The sequence below is a fragment of the Paracoccus sp. (in: a-proteobacteria) genome (genome assembly GCF_046462195.1).
In the GTDB taxonomy this organism is placed as follows: domain Bacteria; phylum Pseudomonadota; class Alphaproteobacteria; order Rhodobacterales; family Rhodobacteraceae; genus Paracoccus.
Window position 1 is genome coordinate 21,632 of record NZ_JBKGUN010000146.1, and the last position, 11,325, is coordinate 32,956.

The window sequence follows — 11,325 nt, forward strand, 5'->3', positions numbered from 1 at the left end:
ATGTTCAGGCTTGCATCGCCTCCACCTGAAAGCTCAGGGTGAACACGTCCAGCGTGCCGGGCAGCCGGGCCGGTGTTATCCGCTCGGGCTCGTTCAGGCGTAGTTGAAGCCGGGACAGAATGCGCCGCATTGCCAGCGTGGTGATCGTTGGCACGAAATTCACGGCCGGGCAGACGACCGCGCCTTCGCTGAACGGGAACAGGCCCAGATCCGGCCGGCTGTTTCCGTGGCTCCACAAGGAAGGGTCAAAGCGATGCGCTTGCGGAAGGGTCTTGTCGTCGCGGTGCAGGAAGGGCGTGAAGATCAGGATTTGGGTGGCTTGGTCCAGTTGGCCCTGCCCCCAGGATACCGTTTGCGTGGTTTCGCGCAAGATGGCCGGCGTTGTCGGCCAAAGCCTCAGGGCGTCCAGGAAACAGGCGCGCAGGAACGGCAGTTCGGGCGCACCCTCCTGCTGCACCTCCGAAAGCTCACGGTGCACCTGTTCTTTGACCTGCGGGTGGGTGGACAACAGCGCCAGCGTGCGGAACGTGCCCATCCCGCCCGGGTCAAAGGCAAACAGGTATTGCGGCAGTTGATGATGCGGCTGCTGGTTGGGATCGGTCCAGGCCTGCGCCATGCGCCCCGCCAGACTGCCGGGCTCCGCCTGATCGACATACCCGCGCAGCCGGTCCAGAAGAACCTCGCGCGAGCGGCGGTCCTTGCCCCGGAAGAAGGCATAATTGGCGCGACGGCGCAGCTTCTCCAGCAGATCGGTCAGGTCCGTGTCGTCACGTGCCGCATCCCCCAAGACGATACGGCGCACCATGCGGAACCAGCCGGTGAAGAAGATGTCCCAGTCCAGCCTGCCGCTGTCCGCGGCCTGACGACAGACCTCGTCCATCTCTTGGTCCACGATCGTAGAGAAATGCGCGGCCATGGCATAGACGGGACAACCGGTTTGCAGGGTTTCCTCGTTCAGGTGCCGCCTGATGGCGCGATCCCGCCCATGCGAGGACAGAACGGCATTGGGTTGAAAATGATTGAGCGCCGAACGTTTTTCCAGACTGTCGGCGGCAAAGGGTTCGGGCGAACCCTCAAGAACGGCCGAAGCATCCTCGGCCGACAGGATCACCGCCTGATGACGCAGAGGAATACGCAGCAGCAAGGGGCCGGGCCCGTACTTGTCGCGCAGGGCCTGCATCCGGCGCACGGCCCGGTCGTCCAGCCCTATTCTTTCGGCCAGTGTCACGACGGCCCGGCGCCGGATCAGCGGCCCTTTTCCCAATGTCGGCACCACCACATCCCTGAGAACCGCCAACGTGTCGAGCACGCTGGCCTGCGAGACGGCATGGGGCGAAACCGCCGAAGACAACGGAGGCACCATCTTCATGACCGTTCCCGTTCACGACGGTGGGGCCGGCGTGCCAGGGCCAACCCTCCAGCCACACCGGCCAAAACCACGCCCGCCATGATCGCGCGCTGGCGGGGCGATCTCAGGCCTCCGTCGATCCCCCCTGGCCGTGCAGGCGGGGAAAACAGGCTGCCTTCGCTGCGTGGCATGGCCTCGGCACGCGCAAAATACGCACGCAGAAACCCGCCCGAGATCATGGCCGTCAGCTGCGGGGACAGGGCATGCATCAGACGGAGCGCATAGGTGGGGCTACCCAGCATCGTCGTAGGCCGCGGGTGGCGCGACAAGTGCAGCATGGCTGCGGCAACGCTCCGTGCATCTAGCAGGGGCGGCGGCGCGGAAAGCTTGCGCCCGGTATAATTCGCGCCATGCGCGATGCCCGGCGTGTCCACGAAAGACGGGTAAACGTCGCAGACATGGATGCGCGGATGGCCCGCAAGCTCTCCCCTCAGGGCTTCGGAAAAGCCGCGCAGGCCGAACTTGCTGGCACTGTAGGCGGCGGCATAGGGCGCCGCTGCGAACCCGCCAAGCGAAATCATGTTGATGAATATCCCGGCCTTCTGCCTGAGGAAGACAGGCAGAACCGCGTGGGCTTCGTTCATGTGACCGATCAGATTGGCTTGGATCACCTGCTGATGCGCCTCGATCGGCACGTCCTGAAAGGCGCCGACGGCCCCCACGCCCACATTGGCGATCCACACGTCGATGCGCCCGCCAAAGGCCAAGGCCGCTTCGGCCAGATCCATGACCTGCTGGGCATTCCCGACATCCGTGGCCACGGCTACGGCCTGTCCGCCCTTTTGCCTGCACCGCTCCGCCACCGCCTCCAGCGCCGCTCCGTCACGGGCGGCCAGCACCAGCCGCGCACCCTTGCGGGCATAGGCTTCCGCCGTCGCTTCTCCGATGCCGCTCGAGGCACCCGTGATGACAACGACGTCGCCCCTGCTTCTGGCGCGGAATTTCTGATGGGGCATGACGATCCTCCGCAGTTGCCGATCTGCCTGCAGGCCCAGACACGCCCTGCCGACATCGTGCCCCAACCTGACACGTCCCTCATTGTTCCTGTGACGCGGCAATTGGTCCGACCTTCGGCTGCTGCCGATCCAGATCGCGAAGGTGTTGGCAAGGGCGCTGCGATCTGACAAGGTTCGGTGATCGGAGGACCATATCATGACCCGAGAACAGCCCAAGCAGAAGAATCCCGCCACCGACCCGCCTCGCCAGAACGGTCAGGGTGATCACGAAGGCGTCCCGCATTCGCCGGACGAATTCGACGTGATGAACCCGGCAACTCCGGGTGAGGACAAGCAGGAAAACCAGTAAAGGGCCAAGGCGCCTTTGCCGGCAACCTGCAGCAGCCAGTTGCCGGCGGAAAACAATGCTCTGGCCGGCTTGCCGCCCGAAGGCAGTAGAAGGCATGTCCCGACACATGCGCACCTTCGCTTGGCATTGGACCGGGTGGCGTTTATGCAATCACCGACGGCGCAGCGGCGGCCGGCCTGCTCAACGCACCGTATGGTGGACGTGAAACAGCATTCACCTGCAGAAATGCGGCAGGTGCGACACCCAATCCGGACCCGTCATGGGAACTGCCTTCGCAGGCTGCGGTTGTGGCAGAAGTCAAAGCAAGGAGAGCACGATGGACGACAACCGGGTCTGGAGTTTCGAGGAAAGCCTTTGGCGTGCGTCGGAAGGACGTTATCACGAAGGGGTCGATCCTGAATGCGTGATGGCGCTTAGCCATGCCCCTTATCTTTTCAGCGGCCAGGATGCGGTTGAAGCCGTCAGCGGCACCCCTGCATGGGATGAGGTCACCTTTTCGGAACAAACGATTTCCCGCCCTGAAGAAGGCTTGATCGTGGTGGGTTACCGCATCAAGGCCGACAAGGGCGACACCAGTTTCACCGCCGCCTGCACCTCGGTCTATCGCCGAAAGGCGCATGAAGACTGGACCGTGGTGCAGCATGCGCAGGTTGCCCTTCCGGCAAACCAGGAAAGCGCCTGACAGCGCAAGCCTGCAGAGCAAGAAACAAGGCGAGCCCTGCGGCTCGCCTTGTTCATTTCAACGGTTGCGGAGGCCCCTGAAGCATCCAACGGAAAACTAGGTTTGCGTCACAGGCCCCAGGTCATGCCGACCTTCCTACTGATCGCCCCGTTCAAGTTTCGGACGGGGGGATCACGCTCTTCTCTGCATCGCTCAGGACAACAGATCCTTGGGCAACAGGGCGTCGGGCAGGTTCTGATAGCAGACGGGGCGGAGGAAGCGGCGGATGGAGAGCGTGCCGACCGAGGTGGCGCCGAAGTTGGTGCTGGCGGGATAAGGGCCACCATGGACCATGCTGTCGGCCACTTCGACACCGGTCGGGAAACCGTTGGCCAGCACGCGGCCGGCCATCCGCTCCAGCACCGGCATCAGGCGCCGCGCAAGGTCGGTGTCGCCCTCGTCCAGCTGCAGCGTCGTCGTCAGCTGGCCCACGAAGCTGCGCGCAACCTCCTCCATCTGCGCCGCGTCGCGCACCCGGATGATCAGGCCCAAGGGACCGAAGACCTCTTCGGCCAACTCGTGGTTGTCTAGCCAGTCGTCGGCCGACACCTCGAACAGATAGGGAGAAGCGCTGCGGGCCTCGCAGGTCGCCGTCAGCAGCGAACGCACCCCCTTGCCCGCCCCCACGCGCGCGGCACCGCTGCGGTAAGCCTCGGCCATGCCGTCGGTCAGCATGACCTGCGGCGCCACGCCCGACAGGGCCTCCTTGGCCGCCGCGGCAAAGGCATCCGCCTCCGGTCCGTCGATCACCACCGCGATGCCGGGGTTGGTGCAGAACTGGCCTGCGCCCATGGTCAGGCTGGCGGCCCAGCCCTGCCCGATCTGTTCCCTGCGTGCGGCCAGCGCTTGCGGCAGCACGAACATCGGGTTGACGCTGCCCAGTTCGCCAAAAAAGGGGATCGGCTCGGGGCGCTGCGCGCACAGGTTATAAAGCGCGCGCCCGCCGCCCAGGGAGCCGGTGAAGCCCACGGCCTTGATGCGCGGGTCGGTGACCAGCGCCTCGCCCACGTCGCGCTTGCCGCCCTGGACCAGGCTGAAGATGCCCGGGTTCAGGCCGACCTTCGCGATGGCCGCGACCACGGCGTCGGCCACGATCTCGCCGGTGCCGGGATGGGCGCTGTGGCCCTTGACGACAACCGTGCAGCCCGCGGCCAGAGCCGCAGCCGTGTCGCCGCCCGCCACCGAAAAGGCCAGCGGAAAGTTGGAGGCGCCAAAGACCGCAACAGGACCGATTGGGCGCTGGATCATCCGCATGTCGGGACGCGGCAGCGGCTGGCGGTCGGGCAGCGCCTTGTCGCGGCGGCGGTCCAGATAGTCGCCCTTGCGGATGTGGTCCGCGAACAGGCGCAGCTGGCCGGTCGTGCGTCCGCGCTCGCCCTGCAGGCGGGCCTGCGGCAGACCGGTTTCGGCGCTGCCCACGGCGGTGATGGCGTCGGCGCGGACCTCGATCTCGTCGGCGATCGCTTCGAGCAGCGCGGCACGCTCCTCGCGCGTGGTGGCCGAGAACTCCTCGAAGGCGGCATGGGCGGCGGCGCAGGCCTGCGCCACCATCTCGGGAGTGCCCGCCGAAAATTCATGGGCCGTACCCTCGGCCGGTGCCGAAGAGAAGCGTCCTTCGGTCCGGATCTTCTCGCCCGCGATCAGGTGGTCACCATGGGGGATATACGTCATGTCAGCGTCCTGTCCGTTCACGCCATTCGGCGTATTTCGTCAGATTGTCCTCATCCGTTGCCGGATAAAGGCCGATGATGCCAGCGCCTGCGTTCACCTGCTCCAGCACGAAGTCTTCGTAGGACTCCATTCCGGTGCATTCGTCCGCGATCTCGTCCGCCAGATGTCCGGGGATTACCATGACCCCGTCACCATCGCCAAGCATCACATCGCCCGGAAAGACCGGCGCATCCCCGCAGGCGATCGGGGCATTGATCTCGATCGCTTCGTGCAGCGTCAGATTCGTGGGCGCCGAAGGACGCGCAAAGTAGGCCGGCATGTCCAAGGCCGCAATGCCCGCCGCGTCGCGCACGCCGCCATCCGAGACCACGCCTGCCGCACCGCGCAGCGCCAGCCGCGTGATCAGGATCGATCCTGCCGTCGCCGCTCGGCTGTCTTTGCGCGCGTCCATCACAAGAACATGACCCTCAGGACAGGTTTCGACGGCAACGCGCTGCTTGTGGTCCCGGTCGCGAAAGACGGTCAGCGGATTGCGATCCTCGCGCGCCGGGATATAGCGCAGCGTGAATGCCTGGCCCACCATGGTCACGGGCTTGCGGCCGACGGGCGTGACGCCTTGGACGAACTGGTTGCGCAAGCCGCGCTTGAAAAGGGCGGTGGCAACCGAAGCGGTGGACACCTTCTTCAGCTTTTCCCGGGTTTCGTCAGAAAGGATGTAATCGCTCATCGGGTCTTCCTCAAATGAGGCCGCTATTGGCCATGAATCGGTCCAGATCGCCCTGTTGCGTCTGCGTCAGAGGCCATGCAGACGGCGCGCGTGTCGGACCGCAGTCAAGACCCTGCGCGATCAGCGCCGCCTTGACGCCGGTGACGTTCGTGCCGTTCATTTCTTGGGCACGGATGTCCTCGAAGACGCGCATCCGGTCGATCAGCCTGTTGGCGCCTTGATAATCCCCCGCCTCCAATGCGGCATGGATGGCCACGGAATGTTCGGGCCAAACATTGATCAGGCCCGAGGTGAAGCCCCGCGCGCCCACCGCATAGAAGGTCGGCGCCCAGACCTCGGCCAAACCCCCGACCCAGACAATGGATGGATCACAGGCAGCGCGCGCTTCGGCCAGCTTTTGCGGATTGGGGGTGGCCCACTTGACGCCGCGCACGCCGGGAACGGCACAAAGATCGGCAATGGCCCGGGTGCCGATGGCATCGTTGCGCAGGTAAAGCATCATCGGCAGACCGCCCGATGCATCGGCAATGGCCTTGAGATAATCCACAACCCCGCGCGGGGCGACAAAGGGATCGGGTGGCTGGTGCACCATCAGGGCTGCCGCGCCCGCATCCGCGGACACGCGCGCCAGGCGCTGCGCATCGCGTAGGGAACGCCCCACCCCGGCCAGCAGGGGGGCACGTCCATCCAGCAGGCCCGCAACCTCCTGTACCATGGTGCAGGCTTCGTCGGTGGTCAGGGCATAGAACTCGCCCGTGTTGCCGTTCACGACCGGCATGTGCAGTCCGGCCGTCAGGGCGCGGTCCAGGATCGGCGCCAGACGCGCGGGTGCGATGTCCCCGGCCTGATCATAGGGCGTCACCAGGATACCCGAAATGCCCGTCAAGGCCCAGTCAAGCGTCATTGCGGTCATCAGAAGATCTCCGGTTCACCCGCGGCGCGGCCAAAGCCCCGCTCGAGGTAGTCGAAATCGCAGCCCTTGTCGGCCTGCGTGACATGGCGCGAGAACATCCAGCCCCATCCGCGCTCGAAGCGGGGATCGGGGGCCTGCCATGCAGCGCGGCGCGTCTCCAGTTCGGCCTCGTCCACCAGCATGTCCAAGCGCCGCGCCGGCAGGTCCAGACGGACGATATCGCCGGTCTTCAGCAGCGCCAGGGGCCCGCCGACATAGGCTTCGGGTGCCACGTGCAGCACGCAGGCACCATAGGACGTGCCCGACATCCGTGCATCCGATATGCGCAGCATGTCGCGGTGCCCTTGCTTGATCAACGCCTTTGGGATCGGCAGCATGCCCCATTCCGGAAAACCCGGCCCGCCCAGGGGCCCCGCGTTGCGCAGCACCATGACAGTGTCGGGCGTGACATCCAGGGCCTCGTCGTCCACGGCGGCCTTCATCTCGGGATAGCTGTCAAAAACCAGGGCCGGGCCTTCATGCACGTGATATCTGGGATCGCAGGCCGCCGGCTTGATGACGGCGCCATCAGGGCACAGGTTGCCGCGCAGCACTGCCAGAGAGCCTTCAGCATAGACCGGGTTCGACAAGGGACGGATGACGTCATCGTTGAAGACGACGGCGCCTTCCAGATTCTCGCCCATGGTCTTGCCGGTGACCGTCATGGCCGACAGGTCCAGCCGGTCCTCGATCTGCTTCATCAGCGCGCGCAGACCGCCGGCATAAAAGAAGTCCTCCATCAGGTAGTCCTTGCCGGAGGGTCGGACATTGGCAATCAACGGCGTCACGCGCCCAAGCGCATCCAGGTCGTCCAGCGTCAGGTCGATGCCAGCCCGGCGCGCCATCGCGATCAGGTGGACAACGGCATTGGTCGAACAGCCAGTGGCCATGGCCACGATGGCCGCATTGCGCACCGATGCTTCGGTCACGATCTGGTCGGGGGTCAGATCCTCCCACACCATCTCCACGATGCGGCGGCCGCAATCGGCGGCCATGCGCTGGTGGCCCGCATCGACGGCCGGAACCGAGGAGGCCCCGGGCAGCGTCAGGCCCATGGCGTCGGTGATGGCCGTCATCGTGCTGGCCGTTCCCATGGTCATGCAAACACCGGCAGAACGCGCGATGCCGCCCTGCAATCCCTGCCATTGCGCGTCGGTGATATTGCCGGCACGGCGCTCGTCCCAGTATTTCCAGGCATCCGAGCCCGAACCCAGTCTTTGCCCCGCGTAATTGCCACTGAGCATGGGCCCCGCCGGCAGGTAGATCATCGGCACACCTGCAGTCAGCGCACCCATGACCAGTCCCGGAGTGGTCTTGTCGCAGCCACCCATCAGCACGACGCCATCCAGCGGGTGCGCGCGGATCTGTTCTTCGGTCTCGATGGCCAGAAGGTTGCGGTACAGCATCGAGGTCGGTTTGGTGAAGCTTTCGTCCACCGACAGCGATGGCAGCTCCACCGGAAAGCCACCCGCCTGCAGCACGCCGCGTTTCACATCGGCCGCACGTTCGCGAAAATGCGAGTGGCAGCTGTTCAGTTCGGACCAGGTGTTCAGGATGCCGATGATCGGACGGCCCATGAAATCGGCCTCGGAATAGCCCAACTGCATCATCCGCGAACGGTGGCCGAAGCTGCGCAGATCATCGGGGGCAAACCAGCGCGCGCTGCGCAGGTCGGCGGGTTTCTTGGTCGTGCTCATGTCGTCTCCGGATCTTTGGGCGTCTTGGCGGCGATCACTCTTCGCCGCCCAGTTTCAAGGGATTGGCCGTGACCGGCCCGCGGGACGCGCGGTATTCGCCGTAAAGCTGCCAGACGATCGACAGGACCGCGAGCGCCAGGAAGGTCCCCGAGATGGGGTTGGTCAGGAAGCCGGTGAAATCGCCCCGCGACAGTTGAAGCCCGCGGCGGAAGCTGGTCTCGGCCATCGGCCCAAGGATGAAGCCGATGATGAAGGGCGCGGTCGGAATCCCTGCCTTGACGAAGGCATAGCCCAGCACGCCAAAGCCGAGGATCGTCCAGATGTCGAAGACACGGCTGGCCAGGCCGAAGGCGCCAACGGCGCACAGCACCAGGATGACCGGCAGCAGGATGTGCTTGGGGATGGCCAGCAGGCGGATGAAGATCCGCAGGCCCCAGAACTCCAGGATCAGCATCAGAAAGGACGAGACGATCAGCGCGGCGAAGATGGTGTAAACAAGCGGCGCCTGCGTGAGGAACAGCATCGGCCCCGGCTGAATCCCGTGGATCATCAGACCGCCGAGCATGATCGCCGTGACGGCATCCCCGGGAATGCCAAGCGTCAGCAACGGGATCATGGCACCGCCAATGCCCGCGTTGTTCGCCGTTTCGCTGGCAACGACGCCTTCGATCGTGCCCTTGCCGAACTGTTCCGGCGTCTTCGAACGTTTCTTGGCGGCGATATAGGCGATGATGTTCGATGTCCCTGCCCCGATGCCGGGAAGGATGCCGATGCCGATGCCAATCAGCGCGGACCGGATCGCGTTGGGGATCTGGCCCAGGAACTCGGCCATGGAAAAGCCGAAGCCCTTGATCTTGACGGCCATCGGCGCGACCGCGCCATCGACAGGACGGCGCGAGGTTTCGGCAACCTTGATGATCTCGGCCACCGCGAACATGCCCACCAGCACCGTCAGGATGGAAAAGCCGGCATTCAGTTCGACCTGCCCCAGCGTGAAGCGCGTGGTCGCATCGACGGGCGCGATGCCCACGGTCGACACGGCAAAGCCCAGCACGCCCGCGAATATGCCCTTGGCCATCGAGCCCGAGGACAGCGTCGCGATCAGGGTCAGTGAAAAGACCGCGATCGCGAAATACTCATGCGGGCCGAACGACAGGGCGACCTTGGCCAACGACGGCGCGATGAAGGCCAGCGCCGCGATCGATGCCAGCGTTCCCAGGAACGAGAAGACGATGCCGACACCCAGAGCCTTGGCGCCTTCGCCCTTTTCCATCATGGGGCCGCCGTCGAAGGTGGTCGCGATCGAGGATGGCGTGCCGGGGATCTTGAGCAGGATGGCCGAGATGAGGCCCCCCGAGGTTGCCCCGACGAACAGCGCGATCAGCAGCGAGATTCCGGCGGCAGGGCCCAGGCCATAGGTCATGGGCAGGCACAGCGCGATGGCCATGACGGCCGTCAGCCCCGGCACGGCGCCGAAGACGATGCCGACCGCGACGCCTGCCGTCATCAGCAGGAATATCTGCGGCGACAGGACGGCGACAAAGCCTTGGATGAGAAGGTCGAACATGGATCTGCTTTCAGTTCAGCCAGGCGACCAACGGGCCGGCGGGCAGCAAAAGATCGAAACCATAACGGAAGGCGGCAAAGATGACGGCCGTGCATCCCACGGCGAGCCCGGCGTAGAGCCCCATCGGCGGTCGGGACGAACGCGGCGTCAGCACCAGAAACTGCAGGAACAGGTAAAGGGCCGTTGCTATGGGAAACCCCAGGGGGCGCAGTGCGGTGATGAACCCGGCAATCAGAACCAGCGTCAGCCCTACCGTCAGCATCCCGCTGGATGCGGGCGGAGGCACTGTGGCAGTGGCAAGGGTCGGAGCGGTCTGGTCCCCGCTGTCTTGCGCAGGATGACGGCGCAGGGCGCCGATCAGTTCAATCACCCCCAGGGCGATCATCATCCATGCCAGGATGGTGGGGACGGTCGCCGCGTCAACGCCATCCTTCCGAGGCAGCGCCGCCGCCATGCTCAGGTAAGCAATGCCCGCGCCGGTCATGGCTGCACCAACGATCACGTCCTTGAGCCGCATGGCGCAGCCCTCCCCTTGCTGAATGGCTGGGTTCCGGCGCGAGCAGGTTTCGCGCCGGCAATGGATCAGCGCGCGGCCTGCAGTGCCTCACGATAGGGCATGTAGGCGTCGCGGATCTCGTTCAGACGGGTCATCGCCTCGTCTTTGGGCAGGAAGGCAACGGGCTGCTTGAACCCCTGCTCCAGATCCTGCGCATATTCCGGCTTTTCGGTGATCTGCTGCATCACCTCTTCCATCTTGGCCACGATCTCGGGATCGGTGCCCTTGGGAAAGGCGATGATGTACGGGTTGTTCATCACGAAATCGACGCCCTGTTCCGTAAAGGTCGGGATATCGCCCAGAAGGGGATTGCGCTCGGCATTGGGCTGACCCAGCACCGTCATCTGGCCGCTTTCGACATAATCCTGAACGGCGCCATAGGAGATGCCTGCCACGTCGATCCGCCCGCCCAGAAGCGAGGCGATCTTTTCGGAGGCCGAGCCGGTATCCACGATCGTCATTTCGGCGCCTGTCGCCTGCTGGAAGATCAGGCCCTGAAGATGAGAATAGCCGCCGAATTCGGTGCCAAAGGTGATGCTGCCGGCCTCGGCCGCCTGGACGTCCGCAACCGACGCCAGTTCCGACGACGCGCTGGCCACGAAGACGGCACCCTGATCGATCGCGGGCACGCAGCAGATCTCGAAATCCTCGATTCCGTAATCGGCCAGACCCGACACTTCGGTCACGATCAGGTGGCCGGTATGGCCGAACAGCATCGTGT

The 11,325-nt window shown here is 64.9% G+C and carries 11 protein-coding genes; 2 read left to right on the forward strand and 9 right to left on the reverse strand.

Annotated elements, in window-relative coordinates; translation table 11 throughout:
- Positions 1–4: 4 nt before the first annotated feature.
- Positions 5–1,369, reverse strand: coding sequence for a cytochrome P450 (locus ACLHHB_RS09500; protein WP_410218037.1), 1,365 nt, complete (start codon positions 1,367–1,369; stop codon positions 5–7).
- A complete protein-coding gene (locus ACLHHB_RS09505) occupies positions 1,366–2,364 on the reverse strand; it encodes an SDR family oxidoreductase (protein WP_410218038.1) in 999 nt (332 codons plus the stop codon). Before ACLHHB_RS09505 ends, ACLHHB_RS09500 begins: the two co-directional genes overlap by 4 nt.
- 196 nt (positions 2,365–2,560) lie before the next feature.
- Between ACLHHB_RS09505 and ACLHHB_RS09510 the strand changes: the two genes are divergently transcribed.
- Both ACLHHB_RS09510 and ACLHHB_RS09515 read left to right on the forward strand, forming a co-directional pair.
- Positions 2,561–2,713: a hypothetical protein gene (locus ACLHHB_RS09510; protein WP_410218039.1), complete on the forward strand. Its 153-nt coding sequence runs from the start codon at positions 2,561–2,563 to the stop codon at positions 2,711–2,713.
- A gap of 316 nt (positions 2,714–3,029) precedes the next feature.
- Entirely contained in the window at positions 3,030–3,395 is a 366-nt protein-coding gene (locus ACLHHB_RS09515; protein WP_410218040.1) for a hypothetical protein, read from the forward strand.
- A 192-nt stretch (positions 3,396–3,587) separates the two neighbouring features.
- On the opposite strand, the gene ACLHHB_RS09520 is transcribed toward ACLHHB_RS09515, so the two are convergent.
- From ACLHHB_RS09520 to ACLHHB_RS09550, 7 genes are all read right to left on the reverse strand, one after another.
- Positions 3,588–5,105 (reverse strand): aldehyde dehydrogenase (NADP(+)), encoded by a 1,518-nt coding sequence (locus ACLHHB_RS09520; protein WP_410218041.1) that lies wholly within the window; start codon positions 5,103–5,105, stop codon positions 3,588–3,590.
- A gap of 1 nt (position 5,106) precedes the next feature.
- Positions 5,107–5,832: a ribonuclease activity regulator RraA gene (locus ACLHHB_RS09525; RefSeq protein ID WP_410218042.1), complete on the reverse strand. Its 726-nt coding sequence runs from the start codon at positions 5,830–5,832 to the stop codon at positions 5,107–5,109.
- A 10-nt stretch (positions 5,833–5,842) separates the two neighbouring features.
- Complete coding sequence (locus tag ACLHHB_RS09530; RefSeq protein ID WP_410218043.1) at positions 5,843–6,745, reverse strand: dihydrodipicolinate synthase family protein; 903 nt, start codon at positions 6,743–6,745, stop codon at positions 5,843–5,845.
- The gene (gene araD, locus ACLHHB_RS09535; RefSeq protein ID WP_410218044.1) at positions 6,745–8,481 is read right to left on the reverse strand and encodes an L-arabinonate dehydratase; all 1,737 of its coding nucleotides are present in this window, start codon (positions 8,479–8,481) and stop codon (positions 6,745–6,747) included. The genes ACLHHB_RS09530 and araD overlap by 1 nt, the downstream gene beginning before the upstream one ends.
- A gap of 34 nt (positions 8,482–8,515) precedes the next feature.
- On the reverse strand, positions 8,516–10,048 hold the full coding sequence (locus ACLHHB_RS09540; protein WP_410218045.1) for a tripartite tricarboxylate transporter permease: 1,533 nt from the start codon (positions 10,046–10,048) through the stop codon (positions 8,516–8,518).
- Between the two features lie 10 nt (positions 10,049–10,058).
- The gene (locus ACLHHB_RS09545; protein ID WP_410218046.1) at positions 10,059–10,565 is read right to left on the reverse strand and encodes a tripartite tricarboxylate transporter TctB family protein; all 507 of its coding nucleotides are present in this window, start codon (positions 10,563–10,565) and stop codon (positions 10,059–10,061) included.
- Positions 10,566–10,630: 65 nt separating this feature from the next.
- Positions 10,631–11,325 (reverse strand): tripartite tricarboxylate transporter substrate-binding protein (locus ACLHHB_RS09550; RefSeq protein ID WP_410218047.1); only part of this gene is annotated, 695 nt, incomplete at its 5' end.

Excerpts from the sequence above, each read along its gene's own strand:
- ACLHHB_RS09540 (WP_410218045.1), bottom strand. The coding sequence starts at position 10,048 with ATGTTCGACCTTCTCATCCAAGGCTTTGTCGCCGTCCTGTCGCCGCAG.
- ACLHHB_RS09510 (WP_410218039.1), top strand. The coding sequence starts at position 2,561 with ATGACCCGAGAACAGCCCAAGCAGAAGAATCCCGCCACCGACCCGCCT.
- ACLHHB_RS09500 (WP_410218037.1), bottom strand. The coding sequence starts at position 1,369 with ATGAAGATGGTGCCTCCGTTGTCTTCGGCGGTTTCGCCCCATGCCGTC.
- ACLHHB_RS09505 (WP_410218038.1), bottom strand. The coding sequence starts at position 2,364 with ATGCCCCATCAGAAATTCCGCGCCAGAAGCAGGGGCGACGTCGTTGTC.
- ACLHHB_RS09520 (WP_410218041.1), bottom strand. The coding sequence starts at position 5,105 with ATGACGTATATCCCCCATGGTGACCACCTGATCGCGGGCGAGAAGATC.
- ACLHHB_RS09525 (WP_410218042.1), bottom strand. The coding sequence starts at position 5,832 with ATGAGCGATTACATCCTTTCTGACGAAACCCGGGAAAAGCTGAAGAAG.
- araD (WP_410218044.1), bottom strand. The coding sequence starts at position 8,481 with ATGAGCACGACCAAGAAACCCGCCGACCTGCGCAGCGCGCGCTGGTTT.
- ACLHHB_RS09515 (WP_410218040.1), top strand. The coding sequence starts at position 3,030 with ATGGACGACAACCGGGTCTGGAGTTTCGAGGAAAGCCTTTGGCGTGCG.
- ACLHHB_RS09530 (WP_410218043.1), bottom strand. The coding sequence starts at position 6,745 with ATGACCGCAATGACGCTTGACTGGGCCTTGACGGGCATTTCGGGTATC.
- ACLHHB_RS09545 (WP_410218046.1), bottom strand. The coding sequence starts at position 10,565 with ATGCGGCTCAAGGACGTGATCGTTGGTGCAGCCATGACCGGCGCGGGC.